General features: G+C 66.4%; 24 protein-coding genes and 1 pseudogene. 10 read left to right on the top strand and 15 right to left on the bottom strand.

Features of this window, described 5'->3' with window-relative positions:
* The 3 genes and pseudogenes from J2X06_RS17950 to J2X06_RS17940 all read left to right on the top strand — a co-directional run.
* A pseudogene (locus tag J2X06_RS17950) lies at positions 1–1,854 on the top strand (hypothetical protein); the annotation flags it as partial.
* Between the two features lie 181 nt (positions 1,855–2,035).
* Positions 2,036–2,491: a VOC family protein gene (locus J2X06_RS17945; RefSeq protein WP_310064764.1), complete on the top strand. Its 456-nt coding sequence runs from the start codon at positions 2,036–2,038 to the stop codon at positions 2,489–2,491.
* 157 nt (positions 2,492–2,648) lie between these two features.
* Positions 2,649–3,908: a multidrug effflux MFS transporter gene (locus tag J2X06_RS17940; protein ID WP_310064762.1), complete on the top strand. Its 1,260-nt coding sequence runs from the start codon at positions 2,649–2,651 to the stop codon at positions 3,906–3,908.
* Between the two features lie 62 nt (positions 3,909–3,970).
* Here the strand turns inward: J2X06_RS17940 and J2X06_RS17935 are convergent, their stop codons facing one another.
* The gene (locus tag J2X06_RS17935; protein WP_310064760.1) at positions 3,971–5,062 is read right to left on the bottom strand and encodes an aromatic ring-hydroxylating oxygenase subunit alpha; all 1,092 of its coding nucleotides are present in this window, start codon (positions 5,060–5,062) and stop codon (positions 3,971–3,973) included.
* A 106-nt stretch (positions 5,063–5,168) separates the two neighbouring features.
* Complete coding sequence (locus J2X06_RS17930) at positions 5,169–6,617, bottom strand: amidohydrolase family protein (protein WP_310064759.1); 1,449 nt, start codon at positions 6,615–6,617, stop codon at positions 5,169–5,171.
* A gap of 191 nt (positions 6,618–6,808) precedes the next feature.
* Between J2X06_RS17930 and ligD the strand changes: the two genes are divergently transcribed.
* On the top strand, positions 6,809–7,750 hold the full coding sequence (gene ligD, locus J2X06_RS17925) for a non-homologous end-joining DNA ligase (protein ID WP_310064757.1): 942 nt from the start codon (positions 6,809–6,811) through the stop codon (positions 7,748–7,750).
* Between the two features lie 84 nt (positions 7,751–7,834).
* Here ligD and J2X06_RS17920 read toward each other — a convergent pair whose 3' ends face one another.
* From J2X06_RS17920 to J2X06_RS17890, 7 genes are all read right to left on the bottom strand, one after another.
* Positions 7,835–9,829 (bottom strand): M2 family metallopeptidase, encoded by a 1,995-nt coding sequence (locus tag J2X06_RS17920; protein WP_310064755.1) that lies wholly within the window; start codon positions 9,827–9,829, stop codon positions 7,835–7,837.
* 146 nt (positions 9,830–9,975) lie between these two features.
* Positions 9,976–10,911, bottom strand: coding sequence for a hypothetical protein (locus J2X06_RS17915; RefSeq protein ID WP_310064754.1), 936 nt, complete (start codon positions 10,909–10,911; stop codon positions 9,976–9,978).
* Between the two features lie 124 nt (positions 10,912–11,035).
* Positions 11,036–11,512, bottom strand: a complete 477-nt coding sequence (locus J2X06_RS17910; protein WP_310064787.1) for a hypothetical protein — start codon at positions 11,510–11,512, stop codon at positions 11,036–11,038.
* Positions 11,513–11,653: 141 nt separating this feature from the next.
* Positions 11,654–11,923, bottom strand: coding sequence for a cell division topological specificity factor MinE (gene minE, locus J2X06_RS17905; protein ID WP_310064753.1), 270 nt, complete (start codon positions 11,921–11,923; stop codon positions 11,654–11,656).
* 2 nt (positions 11,924–11,925) lie between these two features.
* Positions 11,926–12,735 carry a septum site-determining protein MinD gene (gene minD / locus J2X06_RS17900; protein ID WP_310064752.1) on the bottom strand — a complete coding sequence of 270 codons (810 nt, stop codon included), beginning with the start codon at positions 12,733–12,735 and terminating at the stop codon, positions 11,926–11,928.
* 34 nt (positions 12,736–12,769) lie between these two features.
* The gene (gene minC, locus J2X06_RS17895; protein WP_310064751.1) at positions 12,770–13,543 is read right to left on the bottom strand and encodes a septum site-determining protein MinC; all 774 of its coding nucleotides are present in this window, start codon (positions 13,541–13,543) and stop codon (positions 12,770–12,772) included.
* Positions 13,540–14,145, bottom strand: coding sequence for a GNAT family N-acetyltransferase (locus tag J2X06_RS17890; RefSeq protein WP_310064750.1), 606 nt, complete (start codon positions 14,143–14,145; stop codon positions 13,540–13,542). Before J2X06_RS17890 ends, minC begins: the two co-directional genes overlap by 4 nt.
* A gap of 148 nt (positions 14,146–14,293) precedes the next feature.
* Between J2X06_RS17890 and J2X06_RS17885 the strand changes: the two genes are divergently transcribed.
* The 6 genes from J2X06_RS17885 (at position 14,294) to J2X06_RS17860 (ending at position 19,240) form a co-directional block, all read left to right on the top strand.
* Complete coding sequence (locus tag J2X06_RS17885; RefSeq protein WP_310064749.1) at positions 14,294–15,490, top strand: sensor histidine kinase; 1,197 nt, start codon at positions 14,294–14,296, stop codon at positions 15,488–15,490.
* Positions 15,487–16,128 (top strand): response regulator transcription factor, encoded by a 642-nt coding sequence (locus J2X06_RS17880; protein ID WP_310064748.1) that lies wholly within the window; start codon positions 15,487–15,489, stop codon positions 16,126–16,128. The genes J2X06_RS17885 and J2X06_RS17880 overlap by 4 nt, the downstream gene beginning before the upstream one ends.
* A 419-nt stretch (positions 16,129–16,547) precedes the next feature.
* Positions 16,548–17,621, top strand: coding sequence for an SRPBCC family protein (locus J2X06_RS17875; RefSeq protein WP_310064747.1), 1,074 nt, complete (start codon positions 16,548–16,550; stop codon positions 17,619–17,621).
* Positions 17,622–17,744: 123 nt separating this feature from the next.
* Positions 17,745–18,110: a DUF423 domain-containing protein gene (locus tag J2X06_RS17870; protein WP_310064745.1), complete on the top strand. Its 366-nt coding sequence runs from the start codon at positions 17,745–17,747 to the stop codon at positions 18,108–18,110.
* 2 nt (positions 18,111–18,112) lie between these two features.
* Entirely contained in the window at positions 18,113–18,787 is a 675-nt protein-coding gene (locus J2X06_RS17865; protein ID WP_310064744.1) for a DNA-3-methyladenine glycosylase family protein, read from the top strand.
* A 57-nt stretch (positions 18,788–18,844) separates the two neighbouring features.
* Positions 18,845–19,240: a hypothetical protein gene (locus tag J2X06_RS17860; protein ID WP_310064742.1), complete on the top strand. Its 396-nt coding sequence runs from the start codon at positions 18,845–18,847 to the stop codon at positions 19,238–19,240.
* A 54-nt stretch (positions 19,241–19,294) separates the two neighbouring features.
* Here J2X06_RS17860 and J2X06_RS17855 read toward each other — a convergent pair whose 3' ends face one another.
* From J2X06_RS17855 to J2X06_RS17830, 6 genes are all read right to left on the bottom strand, one after another.
* Positions 19,295–20,095: a M15 family metallopeptidase gene (locus tag J2X06_RS17855; RefSeq protein ID WP_310064741.1), complete on the bottom strand. Its 801-nt coding sequence runs from the start codon at positions 20,093–20,095 to the stop codon at positions 19,295–19,297.
* Between the two features lie 97 nt (positions 20,096–20,192).
* Positions 20,193–20,372 carry a DUF4177 domain-containing protein gene (locus J2X06_RS17850; protein ID WP_310064740.1) on the bottom strand — a complete coding sequence of 60 codons (180 nt, stop codon included), beginning with the start codon at positions 20,370–20,372 and terminating at the stop codon, positions 20,193–20,195.
* Positions 20,369–20,557, bottom strand: a complete 189-nt coding sequence (locus tag J2X06_RS17845; RefSeq protein WP_310064738.1) for an Arc family DNA binding domain-containing protein — start codon at positions 20,555–20,557, stop codon at positions 20,369–20,371. Before J2X06_RS17845 ends, J2X06_RS17850 begins: the two co-directional genes overlap by 4 nt.
* Positions 20,554–20,874: a hypothetical protein gene (locus tag J2X06_RS17840; RefSeq protein WP_310064737.1), complete on the bottom strand. Its 321-nt coding sequence runs from the start codon at positions 20,872–20,874 to the stop codon at positions 20,554–20,556. Before J2X06_RS17840 ends, J2X06_RS17845 begins: the two co-directional genes overlap by 4 nt.
* Before the next feature lie 10 nt (positions 20,875–20,884).
* Positions 20,885–21,748 (bottom strand): SPFH domain-containing protein, encoded by an 864-nt coding sequence (locus J2X06_RS17835; protein ID WP_310064735.1) that lies wholly within the window; start codon positions 21,746–21,748, stop codon positions 20,885–20,887.
* A 65-nt stretch (positions 21,749–21,813) separates the two neighbouring features.
* Positions 21,814–22,740 carry a hypothetical protein gene (locus tag J2X06_RS17830; protein WP_310064733.1) on the bottom strand — a complete coding sequence of 309 codons (927 nt, stop codon included), beginning with the start codon at positions 22,738–22,740 and terminating at the stop codon, positions 21,814–21,816.
* Positions 22,741–22,840: the final 100 nt, after the last annotated feature.

Here is a 22,840-nt window from a genome sequence, read left to right as displayed (position 1 = left end):
GCGACCGGCAGCAAGGAAGCCGTCAATGGCGGCCAGCTGTCGGCCACCAACGACCGCGTGGCCACGGCCGAGGGCAACATCACGACGCTGCAGGGTGACGTGACGACGCTCGACGGTCGCGTGACCACGGCCGAGGGCGACATCACCAATCTCGACCAGCGCGTGACGACCAACGAAGGCGACATCAGCACGCTCAACACCAACGTCACCAACATCGACAACCGCGTGACCACTGCCGAGGGCGACATCACCAACCTCGACCAGCGCGTCACCACCAACGAAGGCGACATCAGCACCCTCAAGACCGACGTCACCAACATCGACGGCCGTGTGACGACCGTGGAAGGCAGCGTCACCAACCTCACCACGCAGCTCAACAACGGCGAGGTGGGCCTGGTGAAGTACGACGACGCCAACGGCATCGTCAGCGTGGCCGCCGACAAGGCCGGCACGACCGTCGACTTCCGCAACAACGCGGGCGTCTCGCGTCGCCTGAAGGGCGTGGCCGCAGGTGCGGATGACGAGGACGCGGTGAACGTGTCGCAACTCAAGACCGTCGTCGACGGCCTGGGTGGCGGTGCGTCGATCGATCCGACCACGGGTGTCGTCACCGGTCCGACCTACTACGTGACCAACACCGACGGTTCCAAGTCGGAGGTGCACAACGTGGGCGATGCCGTCACCAACATCGACGGCCGCACCTACAGCAACACCCAGCAGATCACCACCATCAACAACCAGCTGGCCAACGGCGAGATCGGCCTGGTCCGGCAGGATGCGACCACGAAGGTGGTGACGGTGGCGCAGGACAAGGGCGGCACGGAGATGAACATCGCCGGCACCGACGGCGAGCGCAAGCTCACCGGCGTGGCCGACGGCACGGTCGCGGCGGACAGCAAGGACGCCGTCAACGGCGGTCAGCTGCACGCGGTGAGCACCTCGGTGGCGCAGGCCCTGGGTGGCGGTTCGACGGTGGACGCCAACGGCAACGTGACGGCGCCGCAGTACACCGTGACGGATGCCAATGGCAACACCTCGAAGGTCACCGGCGTGGAAGGCGCGATCACCAACCTCGACGGTCGCGTCTACCAGAACACCCAGGCCATCGCCAACAACACCACGCAGATCACCAACCTGAACACGCAGATCAACAGCGGCGAGGTGGGCATGGTGAAGCAGGGGGGCAAGGGCGAGCAGCTGACGGTGGGCAAGGACACCGACGGTACGGCGGTGAACTTCGCCGGCACGGCGGGCGACCGCACGCTGAGCGGCGTGGCCGCGGCGAAGGCCGACAACGATGCAGTGAACCTGGGCCAGCTGAAGGCCGCCGGCGTGGTCGGCGCCAACGGCGAGTCCAAGAGCGTGGTCACCTACGACAACGCGTCCAAGACCAGCATCACGATGGGCGACACGGTCACCGGTCCCGTGACGATCCACAACGTTGCCGCGGGCACCACCGACACCGACGCGGTCAATGTAGCGCAGCTCAACGAGCGTCTGCAGAGCAGCAGTTCGGAGACGCTGGGCCAGGCCAATGCCTACACCGACAAGCGCCTGGACGATGTGTGGGGCGGCATGGGCAAGATCGTCGACGAGCTGGGCCGCCAGGACCGCCGCATCAACGACGTGGGTGCGATGTCGATGGCCGAGGCGCAGATGACCTCGAACGCGGCCGCGGCCAGCGTAGGCCACCCCGACGGCGCGTGGGGCGTGGGCATGGGCTTCATGGGCGGCCGCGCTGCCCTGTCGGCCGGCTATGCCAAGCCGGTTGGCAAGAAGAGCCGCATCAGCCTGGGCGCTTCGTTCAACGGCCAGGAGCAGTCGGTGGGCATCGGCTTCGGCCAGGCGCTGTAAGCGGCCCCTGGTAGCGGTACCGGCCGCAAGGCCGACGCAGGGCCGGGTCACGCATCGCGTGGCCCGGCCTTCGCCGTTCTTGCGGCCGTCATATCGGTGTGAACGTGTCATTCCATCGATGCGCGCATCCGGGCTGCGTGGCCTGGCGGTATCCTGTCGCTCCCCCAAGCGGGACATCCCGATGCGAGCACCACCGTTCCAGCTGTTGCAGATCGACCATGTCGTGCTGCGCGTGCGCGACATCGCTGCGATGGAAGCGTTCTATTGCGACGTACTCGGCTGCAACGTCGAGCGCCGGCAGGAACAGATCGGTCTGGTGCAGCTGCGTGCCGGCAATTCGCTGATCGACCTGGTCGACGTCGCGGGCAAGATCGGCCGCATGGGTGGAGCCGCGCCGGCGGCCGAAGGTCGCAACATGGATCATCTGTGCCTGCGGGCCGATCCGTTCGACCGCGACGCGATCGTCGCGCACCTGCAGGCCCACGGCGTGCGCATCAGCGAGTTCGGCGTGCGCTATGGCGCCGAAGGTGAAGGGCCGTCGCAGTACCTGTTCGACCTGGAGGGCAACATGGTCGAACTGAAGGGGCCGCCCGACGAGGTGCCCATCGACACTGCCTCTTCGACGGGCGGTACCTGATTGATCGCCTTGTACTGCGGCGTCGTTCCATCGTTTTTCCGGCTCGTCATTCCCGCGGAGGCGGGAATCCAAGCTGGTGGCCCGGAGCGATGGATTCCCGACTTCGGGAAGGCCCTCTGAAGAATGACGTTCCCAAGGATTCTGGATTGCCCACCTGATGAATGACGCCTCCGCCAAATCCATGCTGTCCATCTCCGTGCGCACGCTGGCCGTGCTGCTGGGCGGACTGGCGATGTTCGGGCCGTTCTCGATCGACACGATCTTCCCGGCGTTCCCGGCGATCGGCGCGCAGTTCGGCGCCGACAAGGTGGCCATGCAGCAGACCATCAGCGTCTACCTGGTCGCCTACGCTGCGATGAGCATCGTGCACGGCCCGCTGTCGGATGCGATCGGGCGGCGCCGGGTCATTCTCGGCGGCCTGGTGGTGTTCGCCATCGCCTCGGCGGGTTGCGCCCTGTCCAAGGACCTCACCACGCTGCTTGCATTCCGCGCGCTGCAGGGCCTGTCGTCCGGTGTCGGCCTGATCGTCGGTCGCGCCGTGATCCGCGACGTGCTGCATGGCCATGACGCCCAGCGCCTGATGAGCCAGGTGTCGATGATCTTCGGCGTCGCGCCGGCGGTGGCGCCGGTGATCGGCGGATGGATCCTGGGCTGGAGCCATTGGCCGGCGATCTTCTGGTTCCTGGTGGTGTTCGCCGTGGTGCTGCTGGTGGCCACCTGGCGCACGCTGCCGGAGACGCACCTGCCCGAGGCGCGCCTGCCGATGGTGCCGCGTCGCCTGCTGCGCGATTACGTCGCCATCGTGATGAACCCGCGTTTCCAGCGCCTGGCCGCCGCGAGTGCGTTCAACTTCGCGGCGCTGTGGATGTATATCGCGTCGGCGCCTGCCTTCGTGCTGGACATCCTCAAGCTCAGCGAACGCGAGTTCGGCTGGTTCTTCGTGCCGATGATCAGCGGCATGGTGCTGGGCGCGTTCGTTTCCGGGCGCACTGCTGGCAAGGTCAGCGGCGAAAGGCTGGTGGCGATCGGGTTCGCCTGCTCGGCGGTGGCCATGGCGCTCAACCTGGGCTACAACCTGTGGACCGATGCGCCGCAGTTGCCGTGGGCCGTGCTGCCGATGATGCTCAATGCGTTCGGCATCGCCCTGGTGTTCCCGATCGTGACGCTGGCGATCCTGGACATGTACCCGCGCCAGCGCGGCTCGGCCTCGTCGCTGCAGGCCTTCACCAGCCTGGTGCTCAATGCGCTGATAGCCGGCGTGCTGTCGCCGTGGATCAGCGATCACGCGCTGTGGCTGGTCGGCGCGGCGATCGTGTTCCTGGTGATCGCCTGGGGCTTCTGGCGCTGGGAGGCGCGCGTGTCGCGCACCGCCTGCGCCGGCGAGGCGGAAGCCAAGTTGCCGGGTGAAACGCTGTAGGCGGGCCTGGGCCCGCCTGCACTTGATGTTGAGCGTGATGGCGGGCCAAAGCCCGCCTTACGTCACTCGCCGGCTTCGCGATAAACCTTGCGCAGCATTTCGTGGAAGTGGTGCACGGCGTTCTCGCGCAGCGGGTTGAGGCGGCCGGGTTGGTACGAGCCCGAGGCCATGCCGCGCTGCACGTCCTCGCAGATGGTGAGGTCCTCGAACTGCACCTCGTCGCTGAAGTTCAGGTCGGCCAGGCGGCGCGTGGCGGCCTCGTCCGACTCGTCCATCGAGTAGTAGAAATCGAACTCGACGCGGCACTTGTCCGCACCCTTGGCAATCACGCGATTGGTCTGCAGCCGGCCGGGCACGATGTTGAGCATCGTGTTGGGCCACATCCAGTAGTACAGCGCGTCGCCGCTGCCGTAGAGGTCGTCGCCGCTTTCCAGGGGGCTCCACTGCAGCGAGTACCAGTCGTGGGTCTCGGTGACGTAGTTGCGATAGTCGAGCAGGCGGTTCAACCCCGGGTGCACGTGGGGGACGTGGTAGCCCTCGAGGTAGTTGTCGATGTAGATCTTCCAGTTGCAGTTGATGTCGTAGCCCACGCGCCGGTGGTGGCCGTAGCGTTCGAGATGGCGATTGGCGCCCAGGCGCTCGTCGATGCCGGAGACGAAGGCATCGAAGTCGATCGCGTTGGCTTCGTCGACGGCGGCGAACACCAGTCCCTGCCACACGCGCACGGCCAGTTGCGGCAGCTTGACGTCGCCGACGTTGAAGTCCGGGGCGGTGCCCATTTCCGGCGCCGAACGCAGCGTGCCTTCCAGCGTGTAGGTCCAGCCGTGGTAGCGGCAGCGCAGCGACTTGGCGGCCAGGCCGTCGCAGCTGGCCAGCGGACCGGCGCGATGGCGACAGACGTTATGGAACACGCGGATCTCACCGTCGGCGCCACGCACCGCGATCACCGGCAGGCCGGAAAAATCGCCGACGACGTGGTCGCCGGGATTCTGCAGCTGGCAGACATGGGCGAGGATCTGCCAGCCGCGATCGAAAATCGCGCGGCGGTCGAGCGCGACCGTCGCAGGGTCGACGTAGTACCGCGCCGGCAACGAAGTGGCGTGGTCCAGCGGCTGGGGGGCGAGCAGGGCGATGTCGATGTTGGTGCGGTTCATGGGCCGAAGTATGACTCGTCCGGGATCGGGTGGAAGCACTGTCGATCCGCCCTTGGCCCCCTCCGGGAGAAGGGCTCAAGCACGCGAGACTCGCGTGCGCGCCGCCCTACGGCTGCTTCGACGCCGCCTGCTGCGCAGCGACACGAGCCGCCACGTCGGCCAGCATCGCATCAAGGCGCGTACGGTCAAAAGGCTGCCCCTTGAGAACCACGGTGTCGATGCGGCGCGTGGCGGCGATGTCCCGCAGCGGATCGGCATCCAGCAGGACCAGGTCGGCGGCCTTGCCGGCTTCCAGCGTGCCATAAGTGTCGTCATGGCCCAGGAAGCGGGCGCCGTTGATCGTGGCGGCCTGCAACGCCTGCAGCGGGGTCAGCCCGTAGCGCACCAGCAGCCCGAGTTCCTGGTGCAGGCCGATGCCGGGATAGTTGTACGAATTGAGGAAGCCCGCATCGGTGCCGGCAAGGATGGTCACGCCGGATTGCTGCAGCAGCGGCAGCAGCGAGGCGCTTTTCTCGAAGCGCTCGTGCCTGCGGCGGATCGCTTCGGCATCGTCCTTGGCCGCCCGCTCCACGCGCCAGGTATAGGTCGCCTGCAAACCAGGCCCGATGTACTTGAGGTAGGCGTCGTCGCGATGATCGTCCTGGTCGAGGTAGGCGACGACCTGGCTGCCATTGAGCGTTGGCGTGATGGCGGTGCCGCGTTGCGCCAGCCGGGCGTAGGCGGACTTCGCCCGGCCCACGTCGAATGTCGCCTCCCACTGCGTCCACGCGTCGCGGCTGCTGATCTCGCCGCGGCCGATGGCTTCTCCAAGCGATTTCTCCTGAGGGGAGCCGGCCTTGAAGGCGTAGTCGATGTGCTCGATCGAATCCAGGCCGGCACTGCTGACCTCGTCGAGCGTCAGCGGATACGGCACGTGCGCCGAGGTCTTCAGGCCACGCTTGCCGGCGGCCTGCACCGCCGCCAGGAACAGCTCGGGCGACAGCGTGTTGTCGGTGATCTTGACGAAGTCGACCTTCCATCCCTGCAACTGGTCGAGCGCGCCCTCGAGCTCTTGCCTTGAGCCGATTTCAAGATCGCCGGGCCAGATCGACTTGGGGCCTTCGATCTTCGGACCGGAAGTAAAGATGGTCGGCCCAAGCAGTTCACCCGACGCGGTCTTGGCGCGCCACTCGAAGACGCTCGGGCTGAGGTCGCCAGCGGCATCGCGCACGGCGGTGATGCCGTGCGCCAGATACAGAGGCAGCAGGTTGCGGTTCTCCTCGATCAGCGCCTCGCCTCCACCGAAGTGGACGTGCATGTCCCACAGCCCGGGAATGGCGTATTTGCCCTTCGCGTCGACTGTCCTGGTTGCCTCGTACTGCCGCGCCTTGCGCGCGTCGACGATGGTCACGATGCGTCCATCGCGCACGACGATGGTGCGATGCGGCCGAAGCTCGCCGCTCACGACATCCACCACCGTGGCGTCGCGTACCAGCAGGTCGACATGCTCGGCGGCTTGCGCCTGAGCGCTGCACAGCAGTGCGAGCAGGGTGATGGGCAGCAGTGTCTTGTTCATCTGGCGGGACTCGTCCGGTGTGCCGATGACGATACGGTCTGCACGCGGCAACAGCCAATCCGGTGAATGGGCCGCCACCTTTGGCAAAACGGCCGAGGGCTGAATGGACCTGCGCAGACCGCACGGGTTTCACCGCGCTGCGACAGTTTGCATCAGACAGTTGTGGCCGTGCTTGTGCGCGACGACACATCATGCCTGCCAAGGGAACATCAGCCACAAAGACCACCAGCAAGACCGCCCGCAAGGCGGCCGTCACGACGGCCTCGACCCGCGGGACTGGCACCCGGCTGACCAGCGCCGACCGCGTCGTATATCCCGACTCCGGCATCACCAAGGGCGAGATCGCCGCCTACTACGAGGGTGTCGCGTCATGGCTGCTGCCGGAGCTGGTCAAGCGCCCGCTGTCCCTGCTGCGCTGCCCTGAAGGCACGGACGGTACGTGCTTCTTCCAGAAGCATCACGCGCAATCGCTGGGCAAGGGCGTGCACGCCATCGAACTGCGCGAAGTCGAGGGCAGCGACCAGTACCTGTACGTTCGCGACATCCGCGGCGTGCTTGACCTGGTACAGATGAACACGATCGAGTTCCATCCCTGGGGCGTCCGCATCGACGATACCGAGCATCCGGATCGCATCGTCTTCGATCTCGACCCGGGCGATGACGTCGCCTGGAGCGAGGTGAAGGCGGCGGCCAAGGACGTCCGTGACCGCCTGGCCAGCATCGGCCTTGGGAGTTGGGTGCGGCTCTCCGGCGGCAAGGGCGTGCACGTGGTGGTGCCGATCAGGCGCGGCCCGGGCTGGGACGAGGTCAAGGATTTTTGTGGCGCATTCGCCGATGTCATGGCCGAGCATGCACCGCATCGCTATATCGCCAAGGCGAACAAGCAGGCGCGCACGGGGCGCATCTTCATCGACTGGCTGCGCAATGCGCGCGGTGCCACCAGCGTGACCAACTGGTCGTTGCGCGCGCGCGTCGGAGCGCCGGTAGTGATGCCGCTGAGCTGGGCGGAACTGGGGCGTACGCGCGGCGCCGCCGACTATGACCTGCGCAAGGCGCTGCGCCGCGCACGCACGCTGGCGAGCGACCCTTGGGAGGGCTTCCATAAGGCAGGCCAGCGCCTGCCGCGCACCTGATGACGCGACTGCTGGTGAATGGAAAAGGGCCGGCTTGCGCCGGCCCTTTCGTGTTGCGTGAGGCGATGATCAGCCCCTGGGGTTTCAGCCCTTCTTCGGCGCTTCCGGCTTGGCCGGCGCGACCGCGGTCGTGCCCGGGCTCTGCCAGCCGCAGGCCTTGCCTTCGTTCTGCTGCTTCAGCCAGTCCTGCAGCGGGGCGAAGTACTCCAGCACCGCCGAGGCGTCCATCTTCTCGCCGCCGGTCAGCTCCTTGAGCGTCTTCTGCCACGGCTGGCTGGCGCCCTTGTCCAGCATCGCCTGGAACTTCGCGCCGGCTTCCTTGTTGCCGTAGAAGCTGCACTCGTACAGCGGGCCCTTGTAGCCGGCGGCATCGCACAGCGACTTGTAGAACTGGAACTGCAGCACGTGCGAGAGGAAGTAGCGCGTGTACGGCGTGTTGCCAGGCACGTGGTACTTGGCGCCGGCGTCGAAGAACTCCTCGCCGCGCGCGCTGACCGGCGCCACGCCCTGGTACTTGGCCTTCAGGTCCCACCACGCCTTGTTGTAGTCGCCCGGCTTGATCGAGCCGTCGAACACGCCCCAGCGCCAGCGGTCGATCATCAGGCCGAACGGCAGGAACGCCACCTTGGCCAGCGCCATGCGCATCTGCGCGTTGATCAACGCTTCCTGGCTCTGCTGCTGCTCGCCGACCAGGCCGATCGACTGCAGGTACTTGGGCGTCATCGCCAGCACGATCGTGTCGCCGATGGCCTCGTGGAAGCCGTCGTGCGCGCCGTTCTGGAACAGCGGCGGCTGCTTGTTGTAGGCCAGGTCGTAATAGATGTGGCCCAGCTCGTGGTAGATCGTGGTGAAGTCTTCCTCGTTCGGCTTGATGCACATCTTGGTGCGCACGTCGCCGGCCATGTTCATGTCCCACGCGCTGGCGTGGCAGACCACGTCGCGGTCGCGCGGCTTGATGAACTGGGTCTTGGTCCAGTAGCTCTCCGGCAGCTTCTGCATGCCCAGCGAGCTGTAGAAGTCCTGGGCGCGCTCGGTCATCTGCTTGGCGACGGCGAGTTGCGCGTCGTGCTCGATCTGCGCCATCTGCGAGGTCGAACGCTCGCCAGGATGCTTGGCCAGTTCGGCGTCGAGGTCCTGCTGGTATTGCGCCTGCAGCGCGCTGGTGATGTCGAGGTTGCCGGCGCCCTGATACGGCTGCAGCATGTCCCACAGGTTGCCCCAGTCCTGCTGCCACATGTTGCCCATCAGGTGCGCGGGCAGCATGTTGCCGGCGACGTGGCCCTTGTCGGGGCCGTACTTGGCGTCGAGCTTGGTGCGCGCGTAGCAGTGCAACTGCTCGTACAGCGGCTTGACCTGGCCCCACAGGCGGTCGGTCTCGGCGGCGATCTCGGCCGGCGTCATGTCGTAGCCCGAACGCCACATCTCGCCGGTATCGGCGAAGCCCATCTCGCGCGAGCCTTCGTTGACCAGTTCGACGAAACGCGTGTAGTCCTTGCGCATCGGCTGGGCGATGGTGTGCCAGCCCTGCCATGCGTCGAGCTGGGCGTCGTAGTCGCGGTTGCTGCGCAGCACGTCTTCGAGGTCGCCGAGCTGGCGGCACTTCTTGGCGTCGCCATCACCCGTGCAGTAGCTGCCCGAACCGTACATGCCTTCCATGCCGGTGGCGATTTTGGTCAGTTCGGCGAGCTTGGCCGGATCCTTCGGCGCCGGCATCGCGGTCGCCAGCTTGAGCAGCTGGATCGCGCGCGCGGTCTGCGGCGACATCTGCTGGCCTTCGTACTTGCCGGCCTGCTCGATCCAGGAATTGAGCTGGGCCAGGTAGCGCTCGTTGCTCTTGGCGGCGATCAACTGACTGTCGTCGTTGATGTAGGTCGACGACAGCCACTGCGCGGCGGTCATCTCCGGGAACATCTTGCGGTATTCGTCGTTGACGCGAGCGATGAACTGGTCGGCGGTTTCGCCTTCCGGTGCCGCGGTCTCGGCGGTGCCGGAGGCCGGGGTGGGCTCCTTCTTGCAGGCCGAGAGCGAGAGCAGACTCGCGGCGACCGCCAGCGAGAGCAGGAGGTGACGGTGGTTCACAGGGACTTCCTCAGCGGGCGCCGGGGCCGGCGCGTTGAGTGCGCAGGCTATTAGGGCCGGGCGGGGCTGGCAAGTTCCGGACCAATCCCTGCAAAGTCCCGCGGCGCGCCGCCGCCGGGCAGCGCGTCGCACTCAGGCAGACTGGCTCACTTGAGGTACCGGATGGTGCCCCGCAGGGCCGCGCGGGATCCATCGCAGCGGTACTCGAAGTCGGCATGCAGGCCCACGACGTTGCCGGCCGGGTCCGTGTTCAGGTCGCGCACGCGCAGCGTGCCGATGGACTCGTTGCATCCCTGGAAGCCCAGACCGCGCAACACCAGCAGGCCCGCATGCGGGCCGGTGGCGAAATTGCGCGTCGTGTAGGTCTTGCCCGCTTCCAACACCTGGCCCTCCGGTGGCGCGAGCGAGATCGCCCAGTGGTCCTTGATGACCGAGGCGGTGTAATCGAGTCCGGCCGTGGTGCCGGTCAGCGAGAACACGCTGGTGTCGCCGAAGTGCCGTTGCGAGATACGACCCAGCGCGAAACGCGCATCGCTATCCAGCACCAGCGACAGCGGTTCCGCATCCAGCCGCAACAGGCCGGTCAGCGGTGGCGCATCGGGTGAATCCGCGTGCTGCCTGAAAGTAAGTTCGATGGAAGCCACTTTGCCAGCGCCGTCGTACGCGATCTGCCTGATCTCGAAGCTGCCCCAGATCGAATCCACGTCCGGTCTGCAGATCGGGTTGTCTTCGGTCACCTGCATCGAGGGCACGCGACCGGTTCGCAACTGGAACGGGCAACCGGCGTTGACGTAGCGGCCGGGCTGCAAGGTGCCACCCGGCGGCGCTTCGAAGCGCATGAACCAGTTGGCGCCGGAGACGAAGGCCGGGCCCAGTTTTTTCAGGCTCTGCGCGTTGACGTCGATGTTGACGGCATTGCTGTCGCCATCGATCGTGAATCCGGCGTTTTCACCGGTCAATGTGACGGTCTGTCCCGTCGCGTGATCGCGGACGGTCAACAGTCGTTCCGCCGATGCGTCATCGATGCCGGCCATCAGGCCGACGGCTGTGAAGAGTGTGCATGCGCCGATACGCACTTCCATGGTGCCTCCTGAATGGGCTTTGCTGTGAAACCAGGTAGTCCCCGGTAATCACAGGAAACGCACGCGTTCGTCGGTGGCGGCCAGCGTAAGTTGCGCTTACCGATGCGCTGAATGATTCAGCAGCTCACGGCAGCACGATGGCGCGTTGGTGCTGATCGGCAAGACCGCGCGCATGCAGCCATTGCCACGCGCTGTCGGCATCGTGCTCGAAGTAGTTGTGCGCGGAGCCCAACCGGAAGGTGTAGCCCCATGTGTCCATGTCGGCGAGCACGCGCTCGCGGCCGACGCCGGGCAGGGCATCGCCGAGCAGGGCTTGCAGCACGCAAACAGCGTCTTCTTCCTCCACCGAATCGGTGGCGTCGGTGTGCACCGCGGCGCGACGATCGGGAGGCAGCACGATCAGATGCGAGGCTTCGTGCAGCAGCGAGTGCAGCGGCGTATCTCCGCGCGCGTAGACGGTGCTTCCGATCAGGCCGGCCTCGCACTCGCCCCAGTAGCTGCCGGGAATCGGCTGTCCGTCGTCGACGCGCTGAAGCAGCAGTCCATAGCGGGCGAGCAGGGCGTCGACGTCGTCGAACGGGACGTCGGCAAGAGTCAACATGGTCATGAAGTCTTTCCGTCGTCATTCCAGCGCAAGCTGGAATCCATCTTGATCTTGCTGTTGCTTGCGACGAGTAACAGCAATGGACCAGTGCAACGGCAAAATGGACTCCAGCTTGCGCTGGAATGACGGGCTTTCGGATCAGGCCTGGGCGGGCGACTCGGGCAGCGCGACCGAAATGTCGAGCACCTTGTTGTCGCCTTCGCCGAGCAGGTCGACCTTGACCGCTTCGGCGTCCACGTTGATGTACTTGCGGATCACTTCCAGCAGTTCGCGCTGCAGCATCGGCAGGTAGTCGGGGCCGGAGCCGCCGCCGCGGCCGGCGCGCTCGTGCGCGACGATGATCCGCAGGCGGTCCTTGGCGATGGAAGCGGTTTGCTTCTTCTGTAACAGGAAATCGAACAGGCCCATCCTCAACCTCCGAAGATCTTGCTGAAGAAGCCCTTCTTCTCCACCGTGGTGAATCGCATGACGCGGGTGTCGCCAAGCAGGCGCGCCACCGCGTCGTCGTAGGCCTGTGCCGCGTCGGATTCGGTATCCAGGATCACCGGCTCGCCCTTGTTGGACGCGTTGAGCACGTCGCCGGACTCCGGGATCACGCCGACCGACTTGAGGCCGAGGATCTCCTCGACGTCGCCGATGCTGAGCATTTCCCCGGTTTCCACACGCTTGGGGCTGTAGCGGGTCAGCAGCAGGTGTTCCTTGACGCGCTCGCCGTTCTCGGCGCGGCGGGTCTTGGACGCGAGCAGGCCGAGGATGCGGTCGGAGTCGCGCACCGAGGAGACCTCGGGATTGACCACGACTACCGCCTGGTCGGCGAAGTACATCGCCAGGAACGCGCCTTTCTCGATGCCAGCCGGCGAGTCGCAGACGATGTAATCGAAGCCGTCGGCAGCCAGGTCGTCGAGCACCTTCTGCACGCCTTCCTTGGTCAGCGCGTCCTTGTCGCGCGTCTGCGAGGCGGCCAGCACGTGCAGGTTTTCAAAGCGCTTGTCCTTGATCAGCGCCTGCTTGAGTGCTGCTTCGCCGTTGACGACATTGACGAAGTCGTACACGACGCGACGCTCGCATCCCATGATCAGGTCGAGGTTGCGCAGGCCAACGTCGAAGTCGATGACGGCAACCTTGTGGCCACGACGAGCGAGGCCGCAGGCGAGACTGGCGCTGGTCGTGGTCTTGCCGACGCCGCCCTTGCCCGAGGTGACTACGATGATTTCCGCCAAGTTCAAATCCTCCGAAAGGTAATGCCGGGCGGCCTCAGGTCAGCGCCGCGATTTTCAGTTGTTCGTCTTCAAGCCAGACCTGCACGGCCTTGCCGCGCAGATCCTTGGGAATGTCTTCCAGCACTTTGTAGTGCCCGGCGATCGCCACGAGTTCCGCATGGAACTCGCGGCAGAAGATCCGGGCCTGTTCGTTGCCCTGGGCGCCCGCAAGCGCACGTCCCCGCAATGCACCGTAAATGTGCACAGAGCCATCTGCAATCACTTCCGCACCGGCGCCGACCGTTGTGAGTACGGTCAGGTCGCGATTGTCGGCGTAGACCTGCTGGCCCGAGCGTACCGGTGTGGCCTGGATCAGGCCGGGCGATGGGGCAGATGCGGCCGGCGTCGGGGCGGCGACGACCTGGGCGGCTGCCGGTTCACGACGGGGCTGCGGCGCAGGCTCCGGTTCGGGCATCGCACCGTCCGCGCGCTCGTAGGAAGCGCGGAACTTGGCCAGCAGCGGCAGGCCCAGCGCTTCGGACAGGCGTTCGGTCTCGCTGGTGCCGTAGGCGAGCGCGACCGGCAATACGCCGGCCTCGCGCAGTCCTTCGATCAGGGCTCGCGCGGTGTCGGCGTCGGGCGTGCGGGCCAGGCCGCCGAAATCGACCACGACTGCGGCGCGGGCGAACAGCTTGGGCGCGCGTTGCACGCGACTGCGCATTTCCTCGATCAGTCGGGGGACGTCGAGGGTGCGAATGCGCAGATTGGCGATGCCGACCTGGCCGATCTTGAGTTCGCCGGCCTGTTCGTAATCCACCGCCACGCTCACGGGCACGTCCCGGTCGGGCGGTGCATCACGGCGGCCTGGTTCGTGCGCGGCTGGGTGATCCACGGCACGTCGGGCAATGCCTGGCCGTAGGTCTCGCGCACCCACGGATAGCTGCACAGCTGCTTCATCAGCATCGCGGCGCGAAGGCCGGTCTCGTCCATCATGTGCTGACCCACCTCGCGGAAGCCGAAGCTGCCGTGGAACAGCAGCACCGGATCGTTGGTGCCCTCGAGGAAGACTTCGCAGGCCAGTTGCGGATAACGCAGCTCGGCATAGCTTTGCGCGTCGGCGTAGAACGCGCGACCGACGCCACCGCCGCGACGACGACTGGCGACGACGATGCGGTCGATGTAGAAGAAATCCGGATAGCGCTCGCGGAACCAGCGGAAGTTGCTGCTGTCGTGATCCGCGCGCGCACCCATGCCGATCAGGAAGCCGGCGAGCGTGCCGTCGCGTTCGGCGACACGGAAGTATTCCGCGGTGTCGAAGAAGTGACGCAGTCTGGCCGCATCGAGCGGCAGGATCGCAGGTCCGGCGGCATTGTTCAGGGCTAGGACGGAATCCAGCTCGTGCTCTCGCACGTCGCGGACGACGATCGACATTCCAGGACTCCAAAGTTCAGTGGCCGCAGAAACGGTCGGCCCTAAAATGATTATTGCATGGCCGTCCGGCGGCGGCGACCGCCCGCCCGTGCCTTAGGCATGACTTTCGGATGGCTCGGCAGACCCTTGATACCGCTAGCATGCTGACATGTTGGCCCGACTCAACCATTCGCGACTGCTGCGCTACGCCGGCCTGTTCACCTGGGCCGCGGTAGGGCTGTGGCTGCTGAACATCTGGTTCGACCCGACCATCCTCCAGCCCGAGTCCGGCGGCCCGCCGTTCCTGCTGGTCATGCGCTGGCTGGCGGCCTACCTGGCGTTCGGGGTGGTGTATTGGTGGATCACCCACCAGCTCGGCCAGCGCCAGCCGGGGCTGGTGGACCACATCCTGCTGCTGCTGCTGACCACCTGCGCCATCGGGGTGGGGTATTTCTCCGGCACCGGCCTGAGCAGCATCCTGCTGATGGTCGTCGCCGGCCTGCTGCCCTGGCTGATGCCGGTCCGCTTCGGCTTGGCCTGGCTGGTGGGCGGCAACATCGCCACCATCCCGGTCTTCGTGATGGCGCTGGACTTCCCGCCGACGCTGGCGGTTCTGCAGGCGATGGCCTACATGGGGTTCTCCAGCCTGGTGTTCGTGACCGCCCTGGTCGCCCGGCAGCAGGCCGAGGCCCGGGAAGAGCAGCGCCGCCTGAATGCGGAGCTGAGGGCCACCCGGGCCCTGCTGGGCGAGAGCGTGCGGGTCAACGAGCGCACGCGCATCTCGCGCGAGCTGCACGACCTGCTGGGTCACCACCTGACCGCGCTGAGCCTGAACCTGGAGGTGGCCGGCCACCTGTCCGAGGGGCGGGCCAAGGAGCACGTGCAGCAGGCGCACACGCTGGCGCGCCTGCTGCTGACCGACGTGCGCGAGGTGGTCAGCCAGTTGCGCGAGGACGGTGCGATCGACTTGTCGACGGCACTGCTGCCGTTGGCGGAGAACGTACCCTCGCTGGACATCCACATGGACATCGAGGCGCCTCTGACCGTCGACGACCCGGAGCGCGCCCACGTGATGCTGCGCTGCACCCAGGAAATCATCACCAACGCGGTGCGCCACGCCGGCGCGCAGAACCTGTGGATCTGCGCCCGCCGCGAGAAGGAATGCATCACGATGAGCGCGCGCGACGACGGCCGCGGCGCCGACAATTTCGTCAGCGGCAACGGCCTGCGCGGCATGCGCGAGCGTCTGATGCAGCATGGCGGCAACCTGAAAATCGAAACCCGGCCGGAGGAGGGGTTCTGCCTCTACCTCACGTTGCCGGCCTCGGCGGCCGCGGCCGCCGCCTGTGAAGGAGTGATCGCATGATCCGTGTGTTGTTAGTGGACGATCAGACCCTGGTTCGGCAGGGCGTGCGCTCGCTGCTGGCCTTGGCCGAGGGTATCGAGGTCGTTGCCGAGGCCGGGGACGGCCGCCAGGCGGTGGAGATCATTCCGCAGATCAAGCCGGACGTGGTCCTGATGGACATGCGCATGCCGGTCATGTCGGGGCTGGAGGCCCTGCAGGCACTGGCCAGGACCAACAACCTGCCGCCGACCATCATCCTGACCACCTTCGACGACGACCAACTCGTGCTGGCCGGGCTCAAGGCAGGCGCCAAGGGCTACCTGCTGAAGGACGTGTCGCTGGAGCAACTGGTGGGCGCCATCCAGACCGTGTCCGAAGGCGGCTCGCTGGTGCAGCCGGCGGTGACCCAGCGGTTGCTGTCCGGGCTTGAGCACATGCGCAACGAATTCGTCAGCCTGGATCGTCCGGACCCGCTGACCGAGCGCGAAACCGAGATCCTGCGGCTGATGGCTGGCGGCTTTTCCAACAAGGAAATCGCCAACTCGCTGGGCGTGGCCGAGGGCACGATCAAGAACCACGTGTCCAACATCCTGTCCAAGCTCGGCGTGCGCGACCGCACGCGGGCTGTCCTCAAGGCGTTCGAGCTGCAGTTGGTCTGACCGACAGGATGCCCGGCCCGGCGCAGTGCGCCGGGCGTTCGCGGGCGCGCGAGCCGGTGGCTCGCAAGCGGCGCCCGCTCACCCTGTCCAAGCTCGGCGTGCGCGACCGCACCCGGGCTGTACTCAAGGTTCGAGCTGCAGTTGGTCTGACCGACAGGATGCCCGGCCCGGTGCAGTGCCGCGCGCCGGGCGTTTGCGGGCGCGAGCCGGTTGAAGCGCCTTTGTGCCGGACTTGGCTGCTTGCCCTCACCCGGCCCTCTCCCGCAAGCGGGAATGGGAAAAAGACCGGCCCTTCGACGTCCCCTGACCCACCCTGATCGGTTTCGGTGAACAGACGGCTACGCTCCGCAAAGCTTCCTTGCTACGATTGCCGGTCTGCGCCCCGGCCCGAGCCGGATCACGGCCCTGGAGAACCCTGAATGACCCGTCTGATCGAAATTTTGATTTCCCTGGCGATCGTCGCCGCGCTGTTCCTGATTGTGGGCGTGCTGCTGCCTGACAACCGCCACCTGTCGCATTCGGTTGAGACCAACCGCAAGCTGACGATCGTGTACGACACCTTGAACAGCCTGCGCCGCTTCCCGGACTGGAACCCGCTGGTGCTCAAGGACCCGAAGATGCAGCTGAAGCTGTCGGGCCCGGAAGCCGGCGTGGGCGCACGCCTGGACTACGATTCGCAGGAGCGTGGCCTGCGTCAGGGTAGCTGGGAGATCACCAAGACCGAGCCGGGCAAGCGCGTGGAATATGCGCTGACCGACATCGAGCCGGGCAAGAACAAGCGCACGGCGTTCATCCTGAAGCCGACCGGCCGCATGGGCCGTAACGTCGAGATCACCCAGACCTACGACGTCGACTACGGCTGGAACCTGATTGGCCGCTACGCCGGCATGTACGTCAGCAGCAGCGTCGGCGAGGACATCAAGATGGGCCTGTCCCGTCTGTCCAACATGCTCGCCACCGTGCCGAACTACGACTACGCCGAGATGAGCAAGGACGATCCGTCGCTGGCGCCGAAGACCGTCGAGCGTCCGGCCGAGAACCTGCTGATCGTGACTGCTGCCGTCGAGCGCAACAACGAGAAAGTTCAGCAGACGATGAACAACAACATGCAGTGGATCAACAAGGTCATGGCCGCCAACGGCCTGGAAGCCGCGGGTCCGGTGCGCATCGTCACCAACGAGTTCGGTTCGGAAACCTATTCGTTCGACGTGACCCAGCCGGTCCGCAAGATCGGTGCGACGGGTCCGGCGACGAAGCTGGATATCAAGCTGGAAGGCCCGGTCACGGCCGAGTTCAAGGAGCCTGCCAAGGTGGCGATGGTGCCGTTCCGCGGCCACATGGCTAACCTGTCGAAGATCCGCGACGCCCTGCGCGCCTGGTCGTTGACCCGCGGCTACGAGACCATCGAGCGTCCGTACGAGTCGTGGAACAACGGCATCGACAAGGGCTTCACCGAGGAAGGCGAGTACGACGTGTACTGGGTTCTGAAGTAACCCACCGTCCATCGCTGTTGAAATACGAACGCGCCGCGGACTCCGCGGCGCGTTTTTTTTGATCGCGCTGCATGCGCAGGCGCCTGCTAAGGTGTCGCCGGTCCGCTACTTCGGTGCCAACGCATGGTCCAGGTTTCATCCGCTTTCGTTGTTCGCCTTCTCGCTGCCGCCGGCGCCGTGCTGGCCGCCGCGGCCGTCGCATTGTTCGCCTACGCCGCGCACGCCGCGTCGGGGCCTGAGCAGGGGCGCCTGCTGCACGCCGCGCTGTTCGGATTCGGCCATGGCATTGCCTTGACTGCTCTCGCGCCTCAGGCATCGCGCCGGTTGGGACGCGTTGCCCTGATGCTGATGCTGGCCGGTGTGCTGCTGTTTTCGGGCAGCCTGGTTGCAGCAGTATTCCTCGGCACCTCGACAGGACTGGCGCCGAGCGGCGGTAGCCTGATGATCCTGGCCTGGCTGCTGTATGCGACCGATGCCCTGAGGCGCTGACCATGCCGCGCCACGCCCGCGGATTCGATACCGAGGCCGCGCATGCGCATCTGGCCAGGCGCGACCGCAAGCTCGCCGCGTGGATGAAGAAGATCGGGCCGATCGCGGCCGATCCGCGCTGGCGCAGATCTTTCGATCCGGTCGATGCGCTGGCGCGGGCCATCCTCTACCAGCAGCTCAGCGGAAAGGCCGCGGCTACGATCGTTGCGCGGGTCCAGGCGGCGATCGACAGCGACCGGTTCCATTGCGACACGCTCGGACGCTGCGACGACGCCACGATCCGCGCCTGCGGCGTGTCCGGCAACAAACTGCTGGCCCTACGCGACCTGGCGCTGCGCGAATCGCGTGGCGAGATTCCCGACCTGCGCCGCATGAGCACGATGGACAACGACGCGATCATCGCCGCGCTGGTGCCGGTGCGCGGCATCGGCCGCTGGACGGTGGAGATGATGCTGATGTTCCGCCTGGGCCGGCCGGACGTGCTGCCCGTGGACGACCTGGGTATACGCAAGGGCGCGCAGATCGTCGACAAGCTCGAGGCGATGCCCACGCCCAAGGAACTGGCCGCCAGCGGCGAGCGCTGGGGGCCATACCGCACCTACGCCAGCATGTATCTGTGGCGAGTTTCGGACTTTGCCGTAAAGGCCAAGGAGCCGACGAAGCGTTCACAGGACTGATCCGACGATGTCGGGGTACCGGGCCTGCCGGCCTGGACCGACTTCAGGAGGCCCCCCATGGCAGTGCTCGAATCCCGCTGGATCAAGAACCTCAAGGCCGTTGTCTGGCTGCTGGTGCTGGTGGCCGGCGCCGCCATCGCGACCCCATCGAACAAATGGCGTATCCAGGTCAGCAGCGATGCCGACAGCGATGGCGTCGTGGTGTTTCGCATCGCGCCGGTTGACGGCGAGGCCGTCGACGTCAGCGTCGCCATTCCGAAGGGTGCCGGCGAGAACCGCGTCGCCAGCCTCATTCGCGACCAGTTGCGCGCGAAGCTCGGTGACAGCTACCGAGTCGAGGTCGACGATGGCGAGGACGTGCTGATCAAGAAACACCTCGGCGACAAGAACTTCGATCTGACCATCGCCCAGCAGACGGCCAAGGGCGTGCGCATTACGCTGGACAAGGAATAGGTCCTCTGTTTCAGCGTGGCGGCTTCATTGATCGAGGCCCGAGTACACCAGGCGTCAGCCTGTCCGGTAGCACCAGTGCCACGGTTCGTAGACGATGCCGTGAGGGTTGTCGCGCGGATAGCTCATGACGAAGCCGAAGCCTTCGGCCTGCTCACGCAGCCAGGCGAAGGCGCTGGTGTGCTCGAACGACTCCTCGGCCGGTGGTTCGTCGGGCGCGCCGATGTCGATGGCGAGCCCGGAGTGGTGCTCGCTGTAACCCGGCGCGGCATTGACCGTGAGGATCTCCTCCACGCTTAGTCCGCGCGCCAGTTTTCGCTCCAAGATGCCGAGCTGGTAATCGTGGCTGCGATAGCCCGAGATCGCTTCCAGCACGACGTCGTCGCGCAGCGCGGCCTCCCGCATGTGCGACCAGCCGCGGGCAGCGTCGACGTGCAGCCATAGCGGGCGGCGATAGCGGTCGAATCCGGCCAGGGCGAGCCAGTCGGGTTCGGGGACGAGCGGCAGTCCGGTGCGCTCACCGTATGCGCCATCCAGGCCGAGCGCGTGCAAGCGTTCTTCCAGACGGTCCAGCGGCAATTCGGCGACGTGCTCGATGCCCGAACGGGTGTGCGGGTGCAGCGACTCGAGGGCGTCCAGCGCCTGGTCCAATCCAGGTTCGCGCCGCAGGTGGGTCACCAGGGCCAGCAGCCCTTCGGGCAGGTCGACCGCCAGGAAACGACCGTCGCGCTTGCGCCGCAACACGTAGCGGGCGCGTGCGATTGCGCGGGCATCGAAGTTGCTGCGCGCACGCAGTAGTCCGCCGGGCCAGAGCTCGATCTCCGGCGTATTGATCAGGATTCTGGGCTGGCCGCGCATGGGCGCAGGTTAGCGGGCTACGCCGGGCGCTGCCACATGGCGCGCCCGGCGAGCGTGTTCAGCCGATGCCATCGGGATTCCCGCACTGGGAGCGGCTTCAGGCCGGCCTCTTCAACACCGCGCGCAGATGGTCGAACGGCGTGATCGGCACTACCGATACGAGCTCCCAGCCTTCGGCGCCGAGCATGTTCAGCGTTTCGGTGAGGCGTTCGGTGACCGATGGGCCGAGCATGCTCGGGGTGATCTCCACTACGTGATAGGTCCAGTGTTGGCTCATGACGGGTCCTCGTCTGAATCGGGAATCTTGTCGGGTACCGGCAGGCGTCCAGCCTTGCGCAGTGCATCGCGAAGCACATATTCGATCTGCGCGTTGAGGCTGCGTAGTTCGTCGTCGGCCCACTGTTGCGCCGCGGCCAGCACGTGCGCATTGATGCGCAGCGGATAGGCCTTCTTCTCGCTCATGGGCGGCGATTCCGCTTTCGGCCGAGGCTGAAGATCAGCACCAGTCCCAGGCCGTTGACCGCCAGCACCATCGCGACGATGACCACGAGCCGGCGGGTTTCGTTGTCGCCGGCCCAGAGCAGCCCCGCAGCGCCGGCCAGGATGGCGACGCCGACGAGCAGCATCAGCCGTGCCAGCGCAGGCGTGTCGTCGCGGACGTTGTCCTGACGACCCGCGCGTCCGCTGCGGCCGATCATCGCTGCGGCAATGAAGGCCGGCAGGCTGCTGATGGCCAGGACCAGGGGCACGACATAGGCATTCATCGACATCGTGCTCATCGACACCGCGTCAGTACAGCGTGCCAGCGTTGACGATCGGCTGCGTGGCGCGCTCGCCGCAGAGCACCACCAGCAGGTTGCTGACCATGTGCGCCTTGCGCTCCTCGTCGAGGTTGACCACGCCGTTCTTCTGCAACTCGGCCAGCGCCATCTCGACCATGCCGACCGCGCCCGCGACGATCCGCGTGCGTGCGGCGATGATCGCGTTGGCCTGCTGCCGCTGCAACATCGCCTGGGCGATTTCCGGCGCGTAGGCGAGGTGGCTGATGCGCGCATCGCGCACCTGCACGCCGGCATCGGCCAGGCGCTCGGCCAGCTCCTGCTGCAGGTGCTGGCTTATCTCGGCGGCGTGGCTGCGCAGGGCGAGCTGGCCTTCCTCGTGCTGGTCGTAGGGGTAGCTGGTGGCCATCGCGCGCAGCGCCGATTCGGATTGGATATGGACGAAACTTTCGTAGTCGTCGACGTTGTACACCGCCTCGGCGCTGTCGACGACCTGCCAGACGATGACCGCGGCGATCTCGATCGGGCTGCCGTCGAGCTCGTTGACCTTGAGCTTGCCGCTTTCGAAGTTGCGCACGCGCTGGCTGACCTTGCGCTTGGCGAAGAAGGGGTTGTTCCAGCGCAGGCCGTTGTCCTTGACGGTGCCGACGTACTTGCCGAACAGGCTCAGCACTGCGGCCTGGTTGGGTTCGACCATGTACAGGCCGGCCAGGCAGAACGAGGCCAGTACCGCGACGACGGCGCCGCCGATCAGCATCACCGGCGAGTCGCTGCCGGCCGAGGCGACTATCAGGCGGATCGCGAACCCGATCGCGGCCAGCAGGACCAGCAGCATCGGAATGCCGGGCAGGGAGCGGATGGGGTTTTCCTTCATGGCGCGACCTCCTTGGTTGTGATATCAAAAAGATATCATGTCATGGAGGTGCGCAACATCACCGGTCAAGGGCGGATGCGATACATCGGGGCGGGGACGAACTCGCCCGTGACATAGAGGCTGCCCCCGTCGGCCGCCCATCCCAGCGCCTCGGCCTGGGGCAGCCAGGGCAGCAGCCGGACCTTGGGCGGGCGCGAGACGGCACCTGCCCACGACTGGCGCGCGCCGCGCGGGTACAGCAGCAGGTAGCGATAGGTCATCACCGCCAACGTGCGGCCGTCCGGCGACACGTCGGCGGCCGTGACCTGTCCTTGTTGCCGGGCGCGCTGCGGGTTGCGCTCGAGGGTCTCGGCGTCCGGCTGCGGAATGCCGGCGAGGTGTCCTACTCGCCGGGCGGTCAACAGCGACGTGCCGGCCTGCCGCAGCGGCAGCGTGAACAGTTCCGGCGGCTGGCGCTTTTTCGAGATCAGCAGGACCTGGCCGCGCGCCGCATCCACCGCGACCGCTTCGCAGTCGCGGGCGCCGTCGGGCCAGCGGAACGCGATCGACCAGGCCGGCCGGATCCGCGCGTTCTCCAGCCGGGCGGGTTCCTCGACGACGTGCAGTTGCAGGGTCCGACGCAGGCCGCCGTTGTCGCCGGTATCGGCAATCAGCAGGTAATGGCGGCCGTCGAGATCGAACGCGGCGATGTCTTCCCAGTCGGTCTTGGTGACGCCTTCCAGTCGGAAGGTCGCAAGCCGGTCGCCGTCGGTATCGACCGCGAACAGGCGTTCGGGGTTGCCGCCGTCGTCGTGCATCCACAGCACGTCGCGATGGCGACGCGAGGCGGCCAGGCCGCTGATCTCGCCCATCTGCGGATCGAACAGCATGCCCGCCAGTTCGACGTCGCGTTGCGGGACGGGTTCCTCGCGACGGCAACCGCCCAGCGCGATGACGCCCATCAGCATGGCCATCATGGCGGCGCGGGGCAGGGCGGTCCGAGGCGAGGGCATCGCGAAAGCATCGCACGCGTGCCGGCTCCGTCCATAGTCCCGGGACGGCGTGATCCGTTCCGTGAGCCGCCCAGTGAACCGTTCAAAGCGCGGAAGGCCC

Source organism: Lysobacter niastensis (assembly GCF_031457115.1).
In the GTDB taxonomy this organism is placed as follows: domain Bacteria; phylum Pseudomonadota; class Gammaproteobacteria; order Xanthomonadales; family Xanthomonadaceae; genus Lysobacter_J; species Lysobacter_J niastensis_A.
The sequence above is the reverse complement of the archived record's forward strand: the minus strand, read 5'-3'. Positions and strand labels throughout refer to the sequence as shown.